General features: G+C 75.2%; 20 protein-coding genes. 9 read left to right on the forward strand and 11 right to left on the reverse strand.

Annotated elements, in window-relative coordinates:
• Positions 1 to 36: 36 nt before the first annotated feature.
• Both ACWCV9_RS16060 and ACWCV9_RS16065 read right to left on the reverse strand, forming a co-directional pair.
• Positions 37 to 1296 carry an FAD-dependent oxidoreductase gene (locus tag ACWCV9_RS16060; protein WP_450787145.1) on the reverse strand — a complete coding sequence of 420 codons (1260 nt, stop codon included), beginning with the start codon at positions 1294 to 1296 and terminating at the stop codon, positions 37 to 39.
• Complete coding sequence (locus ACWCV9_RS16065; RefSeq protein ID WP_450787147.1) at positions 1296 to 2642, reverse strand: carboxylate--amine ligase; 1347 nt, start codon at positions 2640 to 2642, stop codon at positions 1296 to 1298. The genes ACWCV9_RS16060 and ACWCV9_RS16065 overlap by 1 nt, the downstream gene beginning before the upstream one ends.
• A gap of 138 nt (positions 2643 to 2780) precedes the next feature.
• Here ACWCV9_RS16065 and ACWCV9_RS16070 point away from each other — a divergent pair, with 138 nt between their 5' ends.
• Entirely contained in the window at positions 2781 to 4010 is a 1230-nt protein-coding gene (locus tag ACWCV9_RS16070; RefSeq protein ID WP_450787148.1) for a glycoside hydrolase family 26 protein, read from the forward strand.
• A 23-nt stretch (positions 4011 to 4033) separates the two neighbouring features.
• On the opposite strand, the gene ACWCV9_RS16075 is transcribed toward ACWCV9_RS16070, so the two are convergent.
• From ACWCV9_RS16075 to ACWCV9_RS16115, 9 genes are all read right to left on the reverse strand, one after another.
• A complete protein-coding gene (locus ACWCV9_RS16075) occupies positions 4034 to 5146 on the reverse strand; it encodes a GNAT family N-acetyltransferase (protein WP_450787149.1) in 1113 nt (370 codons plus the stop codon).
• A complete protein-coding gene (locus ACWCV9_RS16080; protein ID WP_450787151.1) occupies positions 5143 to 5805 on the reverse strand; it encodes a lipopolysaccharide biosynthesis protein in 663 nt (220 codons plus the stop codon). The genes ACWCV9_RS16075 and ACWCV9_RS16080 overlap by 4 nt, the downstream gene beginning before the upstream one ends.
• Complete coding sequence (locus tag ACWCV9_RS16085; RefSeq protein ID WP_450787152.1) at positions 5802 to 6977, reverse strand: glycosyltransferase; 1176 nt, start codon at positions 6975 to 6977, stop codon at positions 5802 to 5804. The genes ACWCV9_RS16080 and ACWCV9_RS16085 overlap by 4 nt, the downstream gene beginning before the upstream one ends.
• The gene (locus ACWCV9_RS16090) at positions 6974 to 7666 is read right to left on the reverse strand and encodes a polysaccharide deacetylase family protein (RefSeq protein WP_385847543.1); all 693 of its coding nucleotides are present in this window, start codon (positions 7664 to 7666) and stop codon (positions 6974 to 6976) included. The genes ACWCV9_RS16085 and ACWCV9_RS16090 overlap by 4 nt, the downstream gene beginning before the upstream one ends.
• Positions 7667 to 7727: 61 nt before the next feature.
• The gene (locus ACWCV9_RS16095) at positions 7728 to 9488 is read right to left on the reverse strand and encodes a lipid II flippase MurJ (RefSeq protein ID WP_450787154.1); all 1761 of its coding nucleotides are present in this window, start codon (positions 9486 to 9488) and stop codon (positions 7728 to 7730) included.
• On the reverse strand, positions 9485 to 10834 hold the full coding sequence (locus ACWCV9_RS16100) for an O-antigen ligase family protein (protein WP_450787156.1): 1350 nt from the start codon (positions 10832 to 10834) through the stop codon (positions 9485 to 9487). Before ACWCV9_RS16100 ends, ACWCV9_RS16095 begins: the two co-directional genes overlap by 4 nt.
• Before the next feature lie 3 nt (positions 10835 to 10837).
• Positions 10838 to 12259, reverse strand: coding sequence for a sugar transferase (locus ACWCV9_RS16105; RefSeq protein ID WP_450787158.1), 1422 nt, complete (start codon positions 12257 to 12259; stop codon positions 10838 to 10840).
• Positions 12256 to 13458, reverse strand: a complete 1203-nt coding sequence (locus ACWCV9_RS16110) for a glycosyltransferase (RefSeq protein ID WP_450787159.1) — start codon at positions 13456 to 13458, stop codon at positions 12256 to 12258. The genes ACWCV9_RS16105 and ACWCV9_RS16110 overlap by 4 nt, the downstream gene beginning before the upstream one ends.
• Positions 13459 to 13511: 53 nt before the next feature.
• Positions 13512 to 14600 (reverse strand): DUF3344 domain-containing protein, encoded by a 1089-nt coding sequence (locus tag ACWCV9_RS16115; RefSeq protein WP_450787161.1) that lies wholly within the window; start codon positions 14598 to 14600, stop codon positions 13512 to 13514.
• Between the two features lie 216 nt (positions 14601 to 14816).
• Between ACWCV9_RS16115 and ACWCV9_RS16120 the strand changes: the two genes are divergently transcribed.
• The 8 genes from ACWCV9_RS16120 (at position 14817) to ACWCV9_RS16155 (ending at position 20050) form a co-directional block, all read left to right on the forward strand.
• A complete protein-coding gene (locus ACWCV9_RS16120) occupies positions 14817 to 15056 on the forward strand; it encodes a chaplin (protein WP_450787162.1) in 240 nt (79 codons plus the stop codon).
• A 182-nt stretch (positions 15057 to 15238) separates the two neighbouring features.
• Positions 15239 to 16210 (forward strand): hypothetical protein, encoded by a 972-nt coding sequence (locus ACWCV9_RS16125; protein ID WP_450787163.1) that lies wholly within the window; start codon positions 15239 to 15241, stop codon positions 16208 to 16210.
• Between the two features lie 239 nt (positions 16211 to 16449).
• Positions 16450 to 16740 carry a hypothetical protein gene (locus ACWCV9_RS16130; protein ID WP_450787165.1) on the forward strand — a complete coding sequence of 97 codons (291 nt, stop codon included), beginning with the start codon at positions 16450 to 16452 and terminating at the stop codon, positions 16738 to 16740.
• Positions 16741 to 16897: 157 nt separating this feature from the next.
• Entirely contained in the window at positions 16898 to 17389 is a 492-nt protein-coding gene (locus ACWCV9_RS16135) for a DUF5949 family protein (protein WP_450787167.1), read from the forward strand.
• Positions 17389 to 17973: a vitamin K epoxide reductase family protein gene (locus ACWCV9_RS16140; protein ID WP_450787168.1), complete on the forward strand. Its 585-nt coding sequence runs from the start codon at positions 17389 to 17391 to the stop codon at positions 17971 to 17973. The genes ACWCV9_RS16135 and ACWCV9_RS16140 overlap by 1 nt, the downstream gene beginning before the upstream one ends.
• A 112-nt stretch (positions 17974 to 18085) precedes the next feature.
• Positions 18086 to 18601 carry a hypothetical protein gene (locus ACWCV9_RS16145; RefSeq protein WP_450787170.1) on the forward strand — a complete coding sequence of 172 codons (516 nt, stop codon included), beginning with the start codon at positions 18086 to 18088 and terminating at the stop codon, positions 18599 to 18601.
• 122 nt (positions 18602 to 18723) lie between these two features.
• On the forward strand, positions 18724 to 19200 hold the full coding sequence (locus ACWCV9_RS16150; protein ID WP_450787172.1) for a tyrosinase cofactor: 477 nt from the start codon (positions 18724 to 18726) through the stop codon (positions 19198 to 19200).
• Positions 19184 to 20050: a tyrosinase family protein gene (locus ACWCV9_RS16155; protein WP_450787173.1), complete on the forward strand. Its 867-nt coding sequence runs from the start codon at positions 19184 to 19186 to the stop codon at positions 20048 to 20050. Before ACWCV9_RS16150 ends, ACWCV9_RS16155 begins: the two co-directional genes overlap by 17 nt.
• The last annotated feature ends 66 nt before the right edge of the window (positions 20051 to 20116 follow it).

Here is a 20116-nt window from a genome sequence, read left to right on the forward strand (position 1 = left end):
GGGTGCCGGACCCGAGCGCCCGGCACCCCGCCGCCCTCAGTGCCGTACCGGCTCCGCCATCGCCGCCTCGGGGAGGCGGCCCACCGGGATCCGCCAGCCGGCCGGCCCCGTGCGCAGCCGGCGCCGTACCCCGCGCACCAGCGTGCCCGCCGTGAAGGTCGCGCCGTGCACGAACCGCATCGCCGGGCCGAAGCCCGCGGCCGTGATCAGACCGGCCAGGAACAGCCCCGGGTACGACGACTCGAACTCCAGCCCCACCTCCGGCGCGCCGTCGGCACCCGTCGCCAGCAGGGCGCGCAGCTCCGGCTGGAGCAGGCCCAGCCGCTCCCGGGTGGCCCGGAAGCCGGTCGCCGCGATGACATGCCCGGTCTCCAGCACCGTGTTGCCGGTCCGGCCCGCGGTGTCGAGCCGCAGCCCGCCCGGCACCGCACGCGCCGCCACCACCTCCCGCCCGAGCAGCACCTCGACCCGGTGCTCCACTCGCTCGCGCACCCACCAGGCACCCGCCGGGCCGAGCGCGCCGGCCGTGATGTTCGTCCGGGTGGACTCCGGCAGCCGCCGGTACAGGCCGGGCCGCTCGGCGTAGAACCAGTTCCGCCAGCCCGGGCCGAGGCCGCTGTGCGGGGCGCGGGCCCTGCGCCACCAGGGGCGCTGCAAGGGCGGCGGCACCGTGTTCCAGCACAGCCGGTCCGCGCGGGCCAGCACCCTGACCCGGGAGCCCTGTTCGGCGAGCAGGGCGGCCGTCTCCAGGGCCGCCTGGCCGGCGCCGATCACGGTGACGTCCTGGTCGCGGAAGCGGTCCAGGGCGGCATGGTCGCTGCTGTGCGAGACCAGTTCCGGGGGCAGCCCGCGCAGCGCGGCCGGGATCTCGGTGAACGGCAGCACGCCCACGGCCAGCGCCACCGTCCGCGCGGTCAGGGTCTGCCCGTCCTCGGTGACGGCCGTGAAGCCGTCGGGGCGGGGCGCCAGCCGGGTCACGATGCGTTCGTCGACGGCGGGGACGGCGTTGCGGGCGAACCACAGGCCGTACTCGGCGAACACCTCCAGCGGGATCGGCTCGGCGTGCCGGGCGGTCGTACCGCGGAAGGCGCAGAAGACGTCCAGCCGCCAGCGGCCCTCGGGATCGGACAGGTTGGAGGCCCACGGCTCCGACTTCAGGAACATCCCGCGGGGCATGTGGTCGCGCCAGGAGGCCATGGGCCGCCCGAGGACGCGGACGTCCAGCCCGGCCGCGGCGGCGTGCGACGCGATGGACAGACCGTACGGGCCCGCGCCCACCACCAGCAGGTCGTACATCAGCAGCTGCTCGCTCTCTCGTCCTCGCGGAAGTCGTCGCGGAAGCCGTCGTGCAGGCCGTCGTGCAGGCCGTCACCGAGGTGGAGGCCGTCGGGGAGGGCGCCGCCCGGCCGGTGGACCAACAGCGGGGGCGGGGGCGCCTGCTCCCGCCGGGCCGTGCGGGTGGGGATCCGCAGGCGCTCGGCGAGCCGGCCCGCCGCATGCCGGCCCCACAGCGTCCACAGCGCCCGGCCCGGCGCCCGGTCGTCGGCCGCGTGCCAGGCCAGCTCCCGGCCCTGCGGCGCGGGCCGCAGCGCGGCGAGCGGGGCGTAGTTCTCCACCACGAACTCCCGCCCGGGCAGCGGCAGTCCGTCCGGCAGCGGGCGGTGGGTCAGGTCCAGGTGCTGCGCGCGTACGACGTCCAGCCCGGCGCTGTCGGTGAACAGCCGGAACTGGGCGCCGGGGCGCGGGTTGAAGTCGAGCAGGTGGTAGCGGCCGGTGCTGCCGCAGCGGCGGAAGTCCAGGTCGAAGATGCCCCGGTAGCCCAGCTCGGCGGTGAGCCGCTCGGCCAGCGCGGTGATCTGCGGGTTGGGGGTCCACTGGCCGACCGCGGTCAGCCCGGCACCGCGCGGCCAGGCCAGATGCTTGCGGCCGGGGCCGCCGGCCCGGACGGCGCCGGTGCGGTCGGCGTATCCGTGGAAGAACCAGTCGCGGTCCCGGCCCGGTGGCAGGAACTGCTGGAGCAGCAGCAGGCAGCCGGCCTCGGCGGAGCGCAGGAACAGCTCCCGGGCCTCGCGCGCCGAGTGCACCAGCACCGTGGAGCGCAGTCCGCCGCCGGCCGGGACCAGCCAGGGGCGGCTCCACTTGGCCACCACCGGCAGGCCGAGCCGCCAGGCGGCCGCCGCCGCGTCCTCGGCGTTGTCCGGGAGCAGCGTCACCGGGTGCGGGATGCCGGCGGCGGCGCAGACCTCGGCCAGTTGGGCCTTGTCGGCCACGTGCTCGGGCAGCGCGCCGGGCTGCTGCGGCAGCAGATAGGCGGGCGCCAACTCCTCGCGCAGCCGGCCGGCCGCGACGGCGCTCGCGTCGTCCAGGGCGATCAGCACGGCCGGCCGCGCGACCCGGGAGGCCACCCGGAGCAGCGCGGCGGCGATGTCGTCGGGGGAGGCGCCGGGCGGCGGCGGGGGGTGCAGCCGGCGTACGAAACGGGATTTCGCCACGGGACTCCGGTCGGCGTCGGCGACGACATGCACCTCCACCCCGGCTCTGCCCAGCGAGCGCACGGCGCCCAGGGTGCCGTGGTGAAAGGGATTCCGGTCGATCCGCAGCAGAACTGCGGGGACGCGGATGTCCAGCAGCGACACGGGCATTCCTTCTTTCTTCTCGTTCGAGGTGTTCGGGTCACCTGAAAGCCGTAACCAGGCTCGCGGAATTCATATTGATATGACTGTGTGTCAATAACTGGGAGAGCAACGTGCTTGAACAGTCGAGTGGAGAGAGGAGCAGGCATGGCTCCACAAGCGCGATGGGACCGCTCCCGGCGGTTGGCCGTGGCGGCGGCGTCGGTCGTCGCGTCGGTAGCCCTGGCGGCCGGCCCCGGGTTCGCGGCGACACCCACGCCTACGGCGCCGGAACCCGGTGTGCCGCCCTTCGGTGCCTTTCTCGACTCCGGGCCGCTCGGGGTGGCCCGCATGGCCGAGCTGAGCCGCTGGCTCGGCGGGGCCGAGCTGAAGGTCGCCCACACCTACCTGCCCGGCGGCCGCTGGCAGGACATCGAGGGACCGCCCGGCTTCCTGGACGTCTGGGCGCACTGGCGGCGGGCGAAGGCCGACCGGATGCTCGTCCTCAACGTGCCCATGCAGGAGCGCAACGAGGAGAACGTGCCGGACTTCGAGGTGCGGTGGCTGCTGCGCCAGGGCGCGGCCGGCGCCTTCGACCGGCACTTCCGGGCGCTCGCCGAGCGGCTGGTGCGGCTGAACGTGCCGGACACGGTGATCGTGCTGGGCTGGGAGATGAACGGCACGACGTACACCCATCGCTGCGGTCCGGACCCGGAGAACTGGAAGAGGTACTGGAACAGGATCGTCACCACCATGCGTTCGGTGCCGGGCCAGAAATTCCGGTTCGATTTCACGCCGAGCCGGGGCCGGGACGCCGTACCGTGGACGGAGTGCTACCCCGGCGACGACACGGTCGACATCATCGGAATGGATTCCTACGACCAGCCGACCGGGGAGTCGTTCGACCGGCAGGTGAAAGAGCCGTACGGGCTCCAGCAGCACGTGGATTTCGCGAAATCCCACGGCAAACCCATTTCCTATCCGGAATGGGGGCTCTTCCGCAACGGTGACGACGCCGAGTACATGCGCCGCATGCTCGCCTGGATGGACGCACACCGGCCGCTGTACAACACGCTGACGGACTACTGCCCGCACGGCGTGTGGCAGTGCTCCGCCAACCCCAGGTCGTCGCAGATCTACCGGACGGCCCTGTCCGGCCGTACCGACCAGCCGGCCCCGGCCACGCCGACGGCTCCCGTCACCCCGACGGCCCCGGCCACGCCCACCGCCCCGGTCACGCCGACTCCGGTCACGCCGACCCCGCCGGTCACGCCGACCCCGGTCCCGACGCCCACGCACCCGGCCAACTGCTCGCCGCTGGACCTCGGCGACTGGGTCGAGTACTGGCTCGGCGGCAAGCTCTGCATCCGCTTCGACTGGTGGTCCCGCACCCGCTAGTCCCGTCGGTTCCGTCGGTCCCGCTAGTCCTGCTGGCGTCGTCTCCACCGGCGCAGCACCTCCTTGCCCCGCTGCCGGGCGGCCGCGTCGCACAGCGCGGCCGTCAGCAGCGGGGAGGTGCGGCGCCGGGCCAGCAACAGTCGGCGGTTGACGACCGGTTCGGGACGCCAGTGGTGCTTGTACGGCTCGTCGCCGCGCAGCAGGCTCAGCGTCCCGCGCCCGCCCGCCCGCTCGGCGCACGCGTCCAGCAGCATCACCGCCACGTCCGCCTTGCGTTCGCGCAGGCCCGGATGGGCGCCGTACAGATAGCCGCCGGCCAGACTGCGGGACAGCAGGGTCAGGTCGACGGCCACCACCTCGCCGTCCAGCCGGAACTCGGTGACCACCGCGTCGCCGGACCGCACCATCGGGCCGACCGCCCGCACCAGATGCGCGCGGAACCGGGGCTGGAGATGCTCGGCCGTCACCTTCCGGCCCTGCCACTGCAACCGGTGCAGCTCCAGCAGCCGGCCGAGCGCCGCCTCCACCTCCTCGGGCGCCACCTCCCGCCGCTCGACACCGAGCGCGGCCAGCTTGCGCAGCTTGGCCCGCACCCGCTGCTGCGCCTTGTTCGACGGAAGCCGGGCCACCAGCCCGTCCAGCGGTACGGCGGGCAGCTCCAGGCACAGCGAGTCGGGCACCGTACGGCGCGGCCCGCACCAGCGGTCGTAGACCCGTTCCACCGCGCCGCCCGGCCGGACCTCGCGGAAGTCGACCAGCGCGGTGCGGGCCGCGTCCGTCAGCGCCCCGGTGAGCGCGTCGGCCGCGCGCCCGTCGTCGGAGTCGTCCAGCAGCACGTCCGCGTAGTCGGAGATCGCCCCGCCGAGCGGCACCAGCGCCGGCAGCGGGCGGCGGACCAGCATCAGCGGCGCGGCGGCGACCAGCTCACCGCCCGCGCGCACCAGCACCAGCCGCAGCCGTCCGCGCCTGCCGTACGACAGCCACCACGAGTGCAGCCACGCGTGGCTCTGGAACGGAGTGGCGGCGGCGCACCGCCCGTGCAGCCGGGCCCAGTCCGCGGCCAGCGCGGCGAACCCGGCCTCCGAAGTGACGAGTTCGGTGGTCCAGGTGGCGTGCGCCGTCCCGACGGCCGTCACAGCCGGCCGTGGGCGTCGGCGGCCGCGGCCGGGCCGGGCACCGCGGCCGGACGGGCCGGCTCCTCCTCCGGGCGGCGCCGCGGCCGCACCAGCAGTGCGAGCCCGCCGAGCAGTCCGCCCGCGCTCGCCCCGACCAGCCCGGTCACCGCGGGGGACGCCGAGGACGGCGCGGCCGGCGGCACCGCCCGGGAGAACTCCAGCAGCGTGACGTGCGTGTCGGCCTTGGTGGCGTTCGCCTGCCGGGCCAGCGCCCCGGCGACCGCGTTGGCCATCGTGGCGGCCCGGCCCGGGCGGGGGGAGGTGGCGGAGACGGCGACCATCGGCGCGTCCGGCGAGGTCTCGCTGCGCACGCTGTCGCGCAGGGTGCGCACCGGCACCCCGGCCCGCGCCTGGGCGTCGCCGAGCACCGCGAGCTGGGTGGCGACCCGGCCGTAGGCCTGCGCGAAGCCCTGCGCGGCGGCGGTGTCCGACCGCTGGGTGGGTACGGCGATGAGATAGCTGGTCGCCGTGTACACCGGGGGTTTCAGCGCCCCGTACCCGCCGCCGAGCAGACCGCCCGCGAGGACCCCGGCCGCCACCAGCGACCAGGGCGGCAGCGCGCGGGTGCGGGCGGGGCGGGCGGGGCGGGACTGCTGGGTGGGGTTCTCGGTGACGGTCATGACGGGCCGGCTTTCTGCTGGGTCGGGACTTCGGGGGCGGTACGGACTTCGGGTGCCGTACGGCTGAGCGCCGCCGTGTAGACGTCCAGGAGGCGGGCGGCGCTGCGGGTGATGCAGTAGTGGCGGGCGGCCTCGGGGGCGGTGCGCGGGCCGGGGCCCCGGGCGCGGACCCCGGCGAGCGCGTCGGCGTAGGCACCGGGGTCGCACGGCACGCGCAGCGCGTCCGGGGCGGCGGCGGGCGGCAGGTCCTGAAGGGCCGGGCAGGAGGTGTAGCGCACCGGCAGTCCGGCGGCGAGCGCCTCCACGACCGCGAGGCCGAACGCCTCCTCCGGGGACGGGGAGGCGAGCACGTCCATGGCGGCTGTCAGCGCGGGCAGGTCCGGGCCGGGCGAGCCGTCCGGGAGGTACGGCCGTTCGCCGGTGAACAGCACCCGGTCCGCCACCCCCGCCGCCCGCGCGGTCCGGCGCAGGGCGCCCTCCTCCGGTCCGCCCCCGACCAGCAGCAGCCGGCAGTCGGCGGGGAGCCGGGTGAGGGCCTGGACCAGGACGTCGAACCGCTTGCCGGGGGCGAGCCGGCCGATGCCGCCGATCACGAACGCGTCGGCGGGCACCCCGAGCAGCTCCCGGGTGCGCAGCCGGGCCGCCGGGTCGAAGGCGAACCGCGCCAGGTCGATGCCGTTGGGCACGACCGCGATCCGCGGCCCGGGCACCCCCCAGCGGGCGAGCCGCCCGGCGACCGTGGGGGAGACGGCGACGGTGGACCGGCCGAGCCGCTCGCCCAGCAGATACAGCGCGCGCACCCCCGCGGTGAGCGGCCGGCCCTCCATCTGCGAGTCGCCCAACGAGTGTTCGGTGGCGACGACCGCCCGGACCCCGGCCAGCCGGGCGGCGATCCGGCCGTACAGGCAGGCCCGGTAGAGATGGGTGTGGACCAGGTCGTAGCGGCCGCGCCGGATGATCCGGGCCAGCCGGGGCAGCGCGGCCAGGTCCCGGTTGCCGGCCATGCCCAGGTGCACCACCCGCACCCCGTCGGCGGTCAGACCGTCGGCCACCGGGCCGGGGTTGGTCAGCGCGACCACCTCGCACTCGACCGGCAGGTGCCGCAGCAGCAGCCGCAGTTGCTGTTCCGCGCCGCCGACGCCGAGACCCGTGATGATGTGCAGCGCCCTCATCGCAGCCCCGCGACGGGACGCCGGCGCAGCCGGTGCAGCCGGTACTTCAGGAACATCCGTACGGCGGTGTCGCGCTGGCCGACATGCACCCGGGGCAGCACGTGCGGGCCGTTCAGCGCCCCGGGGTCGATGGCGCAGGCGTAGCCGTAGCCGGCCTCCCGGACGGCGTGCACCGCCCGCTCGTCGACCGTGCCGTACGGGTAGCAGAAACCGGTGACCGGGGCGCCGGTCAGCTTCTCCAGCAGGGCGCGGCTCTCGGCGGCCTCGGACCGCAGCAGGGTGTCGTCGGCGCGGGTCAGATCCACATGGGTGAGGCCGTGCGAGCCGATCTCCACGCCCGCGTCGGCGGCGCGCCGGATGCCGTCGGCGGTCAGCAGCGGCTTGCGCGGGCCGAGCGGGTCCCAGGCGTTGTCGCCGCCGAGCCGGCCGGGCAGCACGAACAGGGTGGCCGTGCACTGCCGGCGGGTCAGCACGGGCAGCGCGTTGTCGAGGAAGTCGGCGTACCCGTCGTCGAAGGTGAGGCCCACCAGGTCGCGGCCCGCGCCCCGGGCCCGGGCGGCGAGCAGCTCCGCCACCGACACCCCGCGCAGTCCGCGCTCGCGCAGCCAGCGCAGCTGTCCGTCCAGCCGGTCCGGGGTGACCGTGATGCGGTACGGGTCGTCGGAGCAGTCGCCGACCGAGTGGTACATGGCGATCCACGGGACCGGCCCGGGCGGCGGGAGCGGGGCGGGCCGGCGGCGCTGGGCCGTGTCAACGCAGGGCATGGGCGAGCCTTCGGGTGAGGGTGCGTACGGAGCGGAGTGCGGGGGCGACGCCGGGCGCCCCCAGCACCCAGCCGAGCAGCACGAAGACGACGGTGACGGTGGTGCCGCCGACCACCAGGCCGGCGAGCGGGGAGCGCGGCAGGCCGGCGGTCCAGGAACCCGCCAGGGCGGCGACCACCGCCGCGCGCAGCGGCCGGCTCAGCTCCCGCAGCACGAGCCGGACGCGGACGGGCACGCCGTGCGCCCGGGGCGCCTTCCGTTGCCCCGTGCCCGCCAGCAGCAGGGCGGCGGTGAGGGTGATGCCGGTGGCGTTGCCCGCGGCGATGCCGGTGACGCCCCAGCTGTCCACCGTCCAGGCGCCGATCCAGGAGGTCGCCACGATGCCCGCGGCCATGGCGCCCACCGGGTACCAGGTGGCGCGGCCCGCCGAGAACCAGGAGCGGACCAGCACGCCGGTCAGCGTCTGGCCGAGCAGTCCGAGCGCGTACACCCGCATCACACCGGCGGTCGCCGCCGTGTCCGCGGCGGTGAACGCGCCCCGCTGGAACAGCAGTCCGATCAGCTGCGGCGCACAGGCCACGACTGCGGCGGCGCCGAACAGCACCAGGCCCGCGGCGAGCACCAGGTCCCGCTCCACCCGCTCGCGGGCCCCCTCGGTGTCGCCGTCGGCCAGTGCCCGGGCGACCACCGGGAAGGTGACCGTGCACAGCATCATCGACAGCGTCATCGGGATCTGGGCGACCTTCTGCGCGTAGTTCAGATGCGAGATGGCCCCGGCGGGCAGCGTGGAGGCGAGGAACCGCTCGATCAGCACCTGGGACTGCCGGCACAGCGCGAACAGCAGCACGGTCGCCAGCACCAGCACATCGATCGGCCGGCCCGCCGCGGCCGCCGCGGGCACCTGGGGAGCCGTGCGGCGTCTGCCCAGCTCCCGCCAGAGCGGCGGCAGCTGGACCGCGACCATGAGGCAGCCGCCCGCCGCCACCCCGAACGCGGCCGACCGCACCCCCCAGTGGCCGCCGAGGCCGTACATCGCCGTGACGATGCCGGTGTTGTAGGCGACGTAGATCGCGGCCGGGGCGAGGAAGCGGCGGTGGGCGCGCAGGGCCGCGCTGCAATACCCGGCGAGGCCGAAGCTCAGCACGCAGGTCGCGGTGAGCCGGGTGCAGTCCACCGCGAGGCCCGGGTCGTGCAGGCCGGGCGCGAGCGCCCCGACCAGCTGTGGCGCGCCCAGCGCGAGCAGCGCGCCGACGGCCGCGAAGGCCAGCGCCAGCCGGGGCAGCGTGCCCGCGACCAGCGAGCGGACCGGGTCCCCGGGGGCGCCCTGCGCGCGCCGGGCCAGCGCCGCGCTGAACGCGGGGATCAGCGCGAACGCCAGCCCGTCCTCGATGAGCAGGGTGGCCGCGAACTCCGGCACGGTCCAGGCGACGAGAAACGCGTCGGTGTCCTCGCCGGCCCCGAACAGCCGGGCCAGCGACTGGTCCCGCAGCAGCCCGAGCAACGCCCCCGCGACCGAGAGGCACGCGGTGACGAGGGCCGCCCTGGCGAGGAACCGTTGACTGGGCACCCGCTCCCCGCCGCCCTCCCCGGCCCCCCGCGCCCCCGGCACCGTGCCCGCACCGGCATCCGCCCGGGCACGCCCCCCGACGACCCCTTCGGCACCCGCACCGGGAAACACCTCGGGACCGGCGACCGTATCGGTACCGGCGACCGGCTCCGGTGTGATGCCGGGGAGGGGGCTCGTCATCGCGCTGCCGCCTCTCCCCGGGCCGGGGTCGGGGTGGTCGGTGGGGGTGGGGGGAGGTGGTTCGCGCCGGTCAGGGACCACCAGGCGACCAGGCCGAAGCAGACCGCCGTCAGGACGGTCGAGGGGCCGCCGATGTCGGCGTACGCGAAGTCCACCAGCTGCCAGACCAGCAGGCCGGTCGCGACCAGCGCGCAGTCCAGGCCCCGGCCGCCGGCCGCGCGGGCCCGGAGCAGGCCGCGCAGGGCGCACACCAGCAGGGCCAGCCAGCCGCCCGCCAGGCACACCAGCCCGATCAGGCCCTGTTCGCCGAGGACGAGGAGGTACATGTTGTGCGGGGACAGCAGCGGCTGGCGGCGGAAGGCCGCGCCGGCGCCCTCCGTGTCGCTGCCGGAGGAGAGCGCGAGCGAGGCGTGGCCGTCGCGGTACGCGGGGAACGCCTTCAGACCGACCCCGGTCAGCGGGTGTTCGCGCCACATGTCCGTGGCCGCCGCCCACATCGTGTACCGGTCGGTGACCGACTGGTCGGGCGCGGCGGTGACCTGCGTGATGCTGTCGATCCGCTGCTGGAGCATCGCCGTACCCACACCGAGCCCGCCGACCAGGACCACGCCCGCGGCCACCACCGCCGCCCCGATCCGCAGCGCGCGGCGCAGCCCGGCCAGCACCAGCTGGACGGTGAGCGTCACGGTGGTGGCGATCCAGGCGCCCCGGCTGAAGGACAGCGCGAGCGGGACGAGGAGAGCGAGGGCGCAGACGGTGGCGCCGGCGCGCGTGCGTGCCGTACTCCGGCCCAGGGCCAGGCCCACCGCGCAGACCAGCCCGAAGGAGACCACCGTCGCCATGCCCATCACATCGGTCGGCCCGAAGGTGCCGACCGCGCGGATGTCCTCGCCCTGGTAGGAGGCGCCGGTCCCGGTGACGTACTGGTGCACGCCGACCGCTCCCTGCCAGCCCGCGAGCGCCACGAACGCCCAGGCCAGCAGCCGGAAGTCGGCCCGGTCCCGGATCAGCAGCAGCACCGCGGCCGGCACCAGGACGAAGATCTGGAGATAGCGGCCGAGGCCGGTGATCCCGTCGCCCGGGGTCAGCGCGTTCATCGCGGCGAGCGAGACACCGAGCACCGGCAGGCCGAGGACCACCGCGGCGGTACGGCCGAGAGGGCGCCGGCGGGCGCGCAGCAGCCGTACCGCGCAGCCGGCGACGACCAGCGCGGACAGCGCGTCGGCGGGGCCCGCGCCGCCCTCGCCGCCGGGGGCGGCCGGCAGCGCGAGCAGGGCGACCACGGCGACCACGGCCAGCACCGGGGAGAGCCGGGCCGGGCGGCGCGACGGCAGGGCGAGGGCCATGGGTCAGCTCCCCGTCGGGCGCACGAGCGCGGCCGCGGTGCGCAGCAGGATGCAGATGTCCTGCCACAGCGACCAGTTGTCGATGTAGGCGTTGTCGAAGCGGGCCCGGTCCTCGATGGAGGTGTCCCCGCGCAGGCCGTTGACCTGGGCGAGCCCGGTGATGCCGGTCTGCATGCGGTGGCGGGCCGCGTAGCCGGGGTAGGTCTGCCCGAACTGGGCGGCGAAATAGGGCCGTTCGGGGCGCGGGCCGACCAGGCTCATGTCCCCGCGGAACACGTTCCACAGCTGGAGCAGCTCGTCCATCGAGGTCTTCCGCAGGAACCGGCAGAAGCCGCTCATCTGGCGCTCGCCGGCCACGCTCCACCGGGTGGCGGCCTCGTGCTCGTCGGCCGGGCGGTGGGTGCGGAACTTCAGCAGGGTGAAGGGGCGGCCGTCCTTGCCGATGCGTTCCTGCCGGAACACCACGCCCGGCCCGTCGGTGAGCCGCAGCACCACCGCGCACACCAGCAGCACCGGGCTGACCAGGACCAGCAGTGTCCCGGAGAGCACCACGTCCAGCAGCCGCTTGCCGGGGCTGGTGCGCCGCCCGGTGCCCAGGTCCAGCCGGCGCACGGCGAACCCGGCGAGCTGCTCGCGCATCTCGTACGCCGGGCAGTCCGCGTCCAGTTCCCACACCGCGCAGCCGGACTCGGCCAGCGCCCGCAGCAGCGGGCCCTGGGCGGTGCGTACGGCCGGGTCCACGGTGAGTACCACTCGCACCCCGTTCTGGATGAGCGCCCGCTCCACCTCCTCGCCGGTCTCAAGGACCGGCAACCCGCCGCCGCCGTCCGGGTGTTCGGCGACCACCCCCACGGGCCGCACTCCGCAGCGCGGGTGCCGCAGCAGCGCGGCGGACACCCGCTGCGCGGTCGCGGCGGGCCCGATCACCAGGGCGGTGCGCGGATGCCGCAGCAGCGCCACCCGGCGCCGCCAGTGCACCAGGCCCCGGCCCGTACAGGCCGCCACCGCGTGCAGCGCCCAGCCGAGCAGCAGGGTCCGGGCGGTGAGGGCGTGCTCGGGGGCGTGCGCGGCGAGCAGCGTGGCCAGGCCCAGCCAGGCCACCGCGATCCGGCCGCACACCGCGGGCAGTTCGTCGAGGACACCGGGCACCGGGCGCGCCGTGTGCGGGCGCAGCAGCAGCGCGCCGGACACCAGGGCGACCACCAGCAGCGGCCGGTGGGCCGCCGCGTCCAGCGCGGCCGCGCCCGCCAGCGCGGCGGCCAGGTCGGCGGCGAGCAGCGGCAGCGGTGGGACGGGCCGCGCCGGCGGGCGGCGCAGCGGGAACCGGAAGCCGCCGGCGGCACGGGCCGGCAGCACCGAGACGGGCGAGAATCCGCGGTCCCATGGCTGCGCGCCGGGGGAGGGGACGGTACTTTCCGCAGTCACGAGTGGATGGACTCCCTGCACTCGGTGGGCACGGGGTGGGCTGGTGGGCGGTGCGCCTGCGGGGCGCCGCGGCCGTCGGCGGCGCCGAGGAGTTCGCGGTACAGGTCCGCGACCCGGGCGGCGGTGTGCCGTACGTCGTGCGCGGCCAGGACGTGCCGGCGGCCCGCGGCGCCGAGTGCCGCGCCGAGCGGCGGGTCGGTCAGCAGCGCGGTGATCGCCGTGGCCAGGGCCGCGGGGTCCTCCGGGGGGACCAGGCAGTGCGGGACGAGGGCGGGCGGCAGGCTCTCCCGGGCGCCGTCGACGTCGGTGAGTACGACGGGCCGGCCGCAGCCCAGTGCCTCCAGCGGGGCGAGTGCCATGCCCTCCCAGCGGGAGGGGAGCACCACCAGATCGGCGGCCCGGTACCAGGGCAGCGGATCGGCGACCGCACCGGTGAAGTGCACGCGGGGGTGGGCGAGTTGCCGTAACGCGTCGCGGTCGGGACCGTCGCCGACCAGCACGAGCCGTGCCTGCGGCACCGTGTTCCGTACGTCCTCCCAGGCGCGCAGCAGGACGTCCTGGCCCTTCTGGCGGCACAGCCGGCCCACGCAGACGACGAGCGGGGCGTCGCCGTCCGCGTCATCGTCGGCGTCATCGTCCGCGTCACCCGGTCCGGGTGCGAAGCGGTCGGTGTCGATGCCGTTGGGGACGACCGTGTACGTCGCCCGGATGCCGGCCCTGCGGCCGGTGGCCAGCTCCGCCTCGCTGACGCAGAGCACCCGGTCGGCCCAGCGCGCCCCCCACCGCTCCCAGCGCAGCGCGAGCGCCGCGGTGAGGCCGCCGACCGCCTCGAACGACCAGGCGTGCGGCTGGAACACCGTCGGGATCCGGCCGCGCACGGCGAGCCGGGCGGCCAGACCGGCCTTGGCACTGTGGGCGTGCAGCAGTTCGGGCCGTACCTCGTCGAGCAGACGCCCGAGCCGCCGTACCTCTCCCGGCAGGCCCGGACCGGGGGAGCGGCCGGCCCGCCACGCGCGCACGTCGGCGCCCAGGTCCCGGGCGCCCCGGGCGAGTTCGCCGCCGGGGCAGGCCACGGTGACCGGCAGGCCTGCCGCGAGCTGGGCCCCGACCAGGTCCAGCACGACCCGGGCGACACCGCCGTCGACGGGTTGCGCGAGGTGCAGGACCCGCGGCCGAGGGTCGGGTGCTGACTGGTGCATTCGCGGGATACCTCGCTCGGGGTGCGCTCGGGGGCTGCGGTCGGGAACGCGCCTCACACCTGCGCGTCGACGGCGGCGAAGAGCACGCCGGCCCACGCCGCGTCCGCGTGGGAAACGAGCCGGAAGCCCGGCTGGTCACCACCGCGTTGCAGGGCCGGGGCGAGATCGAACATGTCGGAGTCGTAGCCGAGCGTGTTGACGTAGGCCGGAACCCGCTGCGCCGGTAGGTCGCCCGGTTCGCTGATCGTGGAGTTCAGTACGTCGTCCGGGGGATCGGCGGCATCGCCCAGTGCGACCGGCGTACGCCGGGGGCCGGGGGAGAGGGTGAGCGAGTCGCCGGAGCTGCCACGGTCGCCGTCGTACGCCACCAGCCCGGCGCGCCCGCTCGCCCCGGCGGGCACCCGCACCCCGCGCAGCCGGACGTCGAGCGGCTGGTCGAGCGCGTCGAAGCCGTCCCACAGGGAGAGCGTGCGCAGCGGCTCCGCCGGGTTCTCGTACGCCACCACCAGCGTCCAGCCGCCCCAGGCACCGGCCGCCGATCTGCCCATGGCGGTGTTGACCTGCGCCACCGTGTACAGCCCCGAACCGCTGGCGCGGACCAGCTCGGTGACGTCCGCGGAGGCCTGGTAGGCGTCCGCGCCGTGCGCCACCTGGTGGCCCACGACCGCGTCGGCGAGCAGCTCCTTGTACGCGCCGCCCGGCTCGGCGATCAGCACCCGGCCGTCGTCGGCGGGCGGCTTCTGCTCGCCGACCCGCAGATTGCCGCCCCAGTACAGCCGGGCGTAGGTCACCCGGCCGCCCGCGGGGACGCGGACCTCGGCGCGGGAGGAGTTGTAGGTGTCGGGGTTGTCGTCGACATCGACGTAGAACATGTCGAAGTCGCCGTTCACCCCGCCCTGTCCGGCGCGGGCCGCCGCGCAGTCGGGGGCCTCGGGGGAGCGGCAGGTGATGGTGGTGTCGGCCGCGCGGACGAACCCGCCGTGCTGAACGGCGTGGTAGCGCTCGGCGAAGCCCAGGCGGGTCGCCTCGGGCGCGGGCGGGGCGGCCGGCAGGAGGGGGCGGGCGTGGGCGGGGGAGCAGAGGGCGGTCAGGGCGAGCGCGCTCGCCGTCGTACGCAGCAGCGGACCCAGGAACTTGCGCATGACCGGCGGTGCCCTTTCCCACGTACTGGAGAGGTCCGCAACTCTAGTGGCCATCCGTACCAATACGGAGAAACCGGGCAAGTGTGTCGGAATCGTGAAGGCGTTCCACCGGGCGCTTCACTCCATTGGCGGCGCAACTCCCCGGCGCGCCACGCGTTGACACAGCGCTGGGCATCCCGCCCGGATGTTTGTTTCGATCTCAAGGAGCACCTCTCCATGTCGCGTATCGCGAAGGGCCTGGTCCTGACCTCCGCCGCCGTCGCGGCCGTCGCCGGCGGCGCCGGTGCGGCCTCCGCCGACGCCGGTGCGAACGGCGTCGCCGCCCACTCGCCGGGCGTGCTGTCGGGCAATGTCGTCCAGGTCCCGATCCACATCCCGATCAACGTCTGCGGCAACACCGTCGACATCATCGGCCTGCTGAACCCGGCGTTCGGCAACACCTGCGTCAACGACTGACGTCGGGACGCAACCCTTCGGCCGGCCGTCCGCCCTCGATCCAGCGTCGCGGGGTGGGCGGCCGGTTTGTGCTCCCCCGGACGGATCACCGTGGGTGTTCGAGCGGTTGCGGGGCGCGATCATTGAACCGACGGTGGGCTCAGGTCCTGGTATTTCACCGAAGCCCGCCGAAAGGAACTCCCATGCGTGGTCTGCCCGCGCGGCGTCTCGCGTCCACCACCCTCTGCGCGGCGGTCCTGGTCGGTATCACCGGCCCGGCCGCCGTCGCAGCCGACTCGGCACACGAGCGCGCCCATGCCGCTTCGCGGGCGCCCGTCCCCGGAGCCGAGAAGCTGCTCGCCCAGGTCAGAGCCCTGCACCAGACCGGCTCCGTTCTCAACCCGGTCGTCGTCCTGCTGGAGCAGTCGCTGCAAAAGGGCAAGCTCCCCGCCGACCAGGCCAGAAGACTCGGCGCCGCGGCCAAGGAGGCCATCGCCGAGGCCGCGACCCGCCCGGCGGCCCAGACCGCCCCCAACCCCACGACACCGGCCACGCCGACGACGCCCGCCACCCCCACGGCGCCCGCGACCCCGACCGCGCCCGCCACCCCCACGGCGCCCGCCACTCCGACGACCACGACCGTGCCGGCCGCGGCCACCCCCGCCGCGCCGGCCAAGCCGGCCACCCCCACCGCGCCGGCCACCCCGACGGCACCTGCGACTCCGACGGCCCCCGCCACGCCCACGGCCCCGGCGACCCCGACCGCGCCCGCCACCCCCACGGCCCCGGCCACTCCCACCGCCCCGGCCACGCCGACGGCCCCCGCCACCCCGACCGCGCCCGCCACCCCCGCCGCCTCGGCCGCCCACTCCCTGCCCGCGGCCGCCGCTCTCCCGCTGAGCGCGAAGACCAGCCGGGACGGGGACAAGCTGCCCTCGGCCCGTGACCTCACCGACGACGCGCTGAGCGCGCTGGAGAAGGCGATCGACAGCCTGGTGGACGCGGTCACCTCCGACCTCGACAAGCTGGTCTCCTCCGCCACCGGCGTGGTCGACAACCTGGTCAACCTGCTGACGACCACGCTCCTCGGCAGCGGCCTGCCCAGCCCCAGCCTGGCTTCGCTGCCCTCCCTGCCCTCCGCTCCCGCGCTGCCGAGCCTGCCGGCCACCGGCTGATCCGGACCGGCTCCGCCCCTCCCCCCTCGGCCGTCGTGCCGTGGCCGCCTCGGCCGCGGTGCGACGGCCGAGCGGTGTTCCGGCGCGGCGCGTGCGGGTTGCCCGGGATTTTCCCGGAAAACAGCTTTTCGCGGATCTCATATGTCTTGTGCACGCGGGGTTTCCGGCCCGGCCGGAACTCGTTAGGCACGGCGTCAGAATCCCCAGGGGTGACGTGAGTTGCCGAAGAAAGGAACACGATGAAGTCCCTGAAGGCTGCCGCCGTCGTTGCCGGTTCCCTGGCCCTCGCCGGTGCCGCCGCGCCCGCGTTCGCCTACAACGCCACCGACGTGACGCCCACCAGCCTCAACGGCGCGGTCAACCAGCTCACCAGGGGTCCCCTCACGCTGCACGACGCGATGCCGATCCAGCACCAGTCGGACGCGCTCGACAGCGAGAACAAGGACTCCGTGCTCCACACGGTCAAGGGCGCCACCGGCGCGCTGAACCAGCACAACCCCCTGCTCGGCGGCCTGCCCCTGCAGAGCTGACGCCGTTCCCGCGCGCCGGGCCGGTACCGCACCCGCGGCGCCGGCCCCCGGTGTTTTCGGGGGTCTTTCCCTCGTTCGTGTGGAGCGGCCGACGGCACTGGTCCGGAAGGGTGAGAAGCCGCCCGGGGGCGCCCGAAGGCGTCGATAGGGTCGCGCGGTGACCTCATCCTCAACCGAAACCCGTCCCGCCGACCTCGGCACGCTGGTCGTCCTGGCCTGGAGCGGCGAGGCCCCCGACGGCTCCGACATGCCCTATCTGCTGGCCTACTCCCTCGGGGACGCCGAGGGCGGCCCGGAGGTGACGGCGGCAGCGGTCGAGCAGCTGCTGACCGGCAACGGACTGCCGGTCGGCGGCGAACTCGTCGACGGCACCAGCCGGCCCAGCCTCCCCGTCAGCCTGCTGGTCGAGGCGGGCCAGGCCGTCGTCCGCATGCCGCAGCTGGTCGCCCAGGCCGACGCGCCGCCGGAGTGGCTCGCCGCCGTCGCCGAACGCGGCTACGCCTACCTCGTCTTCACCACCCGGGCCTGGCCCGAGGGACGGCCCGGCCGGCCCGTCGAGGCGGCCGACCTGGCCGCGTTCGCCGGCGCCGAGGAGACCCTGAACGCCGCCGCGCACATCGTCCTGCCCGCCACCAGCCTGCGCGGCTGATGCCCAAGGCCCTGGCCGGTGGCCGGGGGTTCGGTGTGCTGCTGGTGCTCACCGGCGCCGCCGGACTGCTCGCCTCCTGGGTCATCACCCTCGACAAGTTCAAGCTGCTGGAGAACCCGGGGTTCGTGCCCGGGTGCAGCCTCAACCCGGTGGTGTCCTGCGGCAGCGTGATGAAGAGCCACCAGGCCCAGGTCTTCGGGTTCCCCAACCCGATGCTGGGCCTGGTGGCCTACGGCATCGTCGTCTGCGTCGGGGTGAGCCTGCTGGCCGACGCCCGCTTCCCCGGCTGGTACTGGCTGCTGTTCGAGGCCGGCAGCGCGTTCGGCATCGGCTTCGTCTCCTGGCTCCAGTTCCAGTCGCTGTACCGGATCGACGCGCTGTGCCTGTGGTGCTGCCTGGCCTGGGTCGCCACCATCCTGATCTTCTGGTACGCCACCGCGCTGGTCGTCCGCCACGGGTATCTGCCCGCCCCCGCGTGGCTCAGGACCTTCTTCGCCGAGTTCACCTGGGTGCTGCCGCTGCTGCACATCGGCGTGGTCGGCATGCTGATCCTGACCCGCTGGTGGGACTTCTGGACGAGCTGACTATTACGGCACTCGGGGGAATTGCGGACGGATGCCGTTTTCCCGCTCGGACGGCGTCAGTTACGCGGTACGGACGTCGAACCCCCACACCCCGGAAGGGACCGTAGCTGACATGAAGCCGACCACCCGAGGAACCCTTGCCGCCGTCGTCACGGGAGTCGCGGCCGCGATGGGTGCCGCAGCCACGCCCGCCGCAGCGGTCGGCACGGTCCCCGTCCCGGTGCCGCTGGAGGGCGTGTCGCAGTCGCTGGGCATGGAAGTGCCCAAGGCCTCCCTGGAGCTGCCGCTGATCATGCCGGAGGCGCCCGACGGGCCGCGCTATGTCACCGGCCGCCTGGTGCCCGACCGGACCCTGCCCCAGGTGCCGGTCAGCGGCGCGCTGCCCGGCGTCGACCTGCGGGCCCCGCTGCCCCGGCTGCTCGGCGACCGGTTCGACCATGTCGCCCTGGACGCCCCCGCCAACGACCTGCACACCCTCGCCCCCGGTCTGAGCGCCGACCTTCCCCTCACCGCGCCCAACCCCGACAACTTCGGCCTGCCGGACCTCAAGCTGCCCCAGCTCGGCCTCCTCGCCCCGGTCGTCCGGACCGTCGCCGGCGGCGACCTGGGCACCGGCCCGGGCCTGTAGAGCCGCTCCGGAAAAGGATTCCGGCCACGCGGTGATGAGCCGGATGGCCCCCCGGCGGTGACCCCGCCCGCCCTCGACCGGTTAGCCGGTACGGACAGCAGAACCCGGACGAGGAGCGAGCGATGGTCGTCGGTGTCGGCGCAATGGCGGTGGGGACGGAGCAGCAGACCAGAACGGGGGCGGCCAGACCGTCCCGGCGGGAGGCGGCCCGGGGCCTGCTGGCCTCGGCCGCCGCGCTCGCCCTGGCCCCGCTGGTGGCCGCCTCCCGCCCGCTGCCACCGGCCCCCGGCCCCGGCAGCACCTCCTTCGACGAGACCTACCGGGGCCGTCGTATCCAGGGCGTGGCGGTGCCGGTCGCCGGGCGCAAGACCGCCGACGGCGACTGGCGGATCACCATCGACGGCCAGCCGCTGCACCTGATGCGGCGGGCCGACGGCACCTGGCTGAGCATGCTCGACCACTACACGTCGTACCCGACCCCGCTGGAGGCGACCCGCGCCGCCGTCGACGAGATCGGCCCCGGCCGGCACCTGCGCGACCTCGCACCGGGGCCGATGGACCATGCGCACATGGGGGGCTCCGATGGCGTACGTGCGTAAGGACGTCAGCACGCTCACCCCGAGCGAGCGACGGCGGTTCGTGAACGCGCTGCTGGAGCTCAAACGGCGCGGCGAGTACGACGAGTTCGTGCGCATGCACATCGACCACTTCAACCCCGACGGCGAGACCGGTCTGCGCACCGCGCACATGGCCCCCTCCTTCCTGCCCTGGCACCGCCGGTTCGTGCTGGAGCTGGAACGGGCCCTGCGCCGCGTCGACTCCTCGGTGACGGTGCCGTACTGGGACTGGACCCGGGACCGTACGAAGACCTCCGTGCCCTGGACGAAGGACCTGCTCGGCGGCACCGGGCGGCGCTCCGACCGGCAGGTGATGACCGGCCCGTTCGCCTACGCGGCGGGCCACTGGACCCTCAAGGTGGGCGTCACCGACGGCAGGTTCCTCACCCGGGACCTGGGCCGCGCCGCCGCGCCGCTGGAGCTGCCCACCCGGAGCGATCTCCAGTGGGCGCTGGATGAGTCCGTGTACGACGCCTGGCCCTGGGACTCGACCGCCGGCCGGGGCTTTCGCAACCGGCTGGAGGGCTGGGGGACGGGCACCGGCAACGCCTCCTGGCACAACCACAACCGGGTGCACCGCTGGGTCGGCGGTGCGATGGTGGGCGCCGCCTCCGTCAACGACCCGGTGTTCTGGCTGCACCACGCCTTCATCGACCTCCAGTGGCAGCGCTGGCAGCACGCCCACCGCGACCACCGCTACCTGCCGGCCGAGCCGCCCGGCCTCGCGGACGACCAGCACGCCCGGGTCGTCGCCCGGCACCAGAAGCTGCCGCCGTGGGACGAGACGCCCGACCAGCTGGAGGACGTGAGCGGGATCTACCGCTACGCGTGACGGGCCCGCACACACCGGAGCCCCGGCGCTCGGAGTGCCGGGGCTCTGGTGTGTGCGCGGGTACGG

Source organism: Streptomyces sp. NPDC001606 (genome assembly GCF_053596835.1).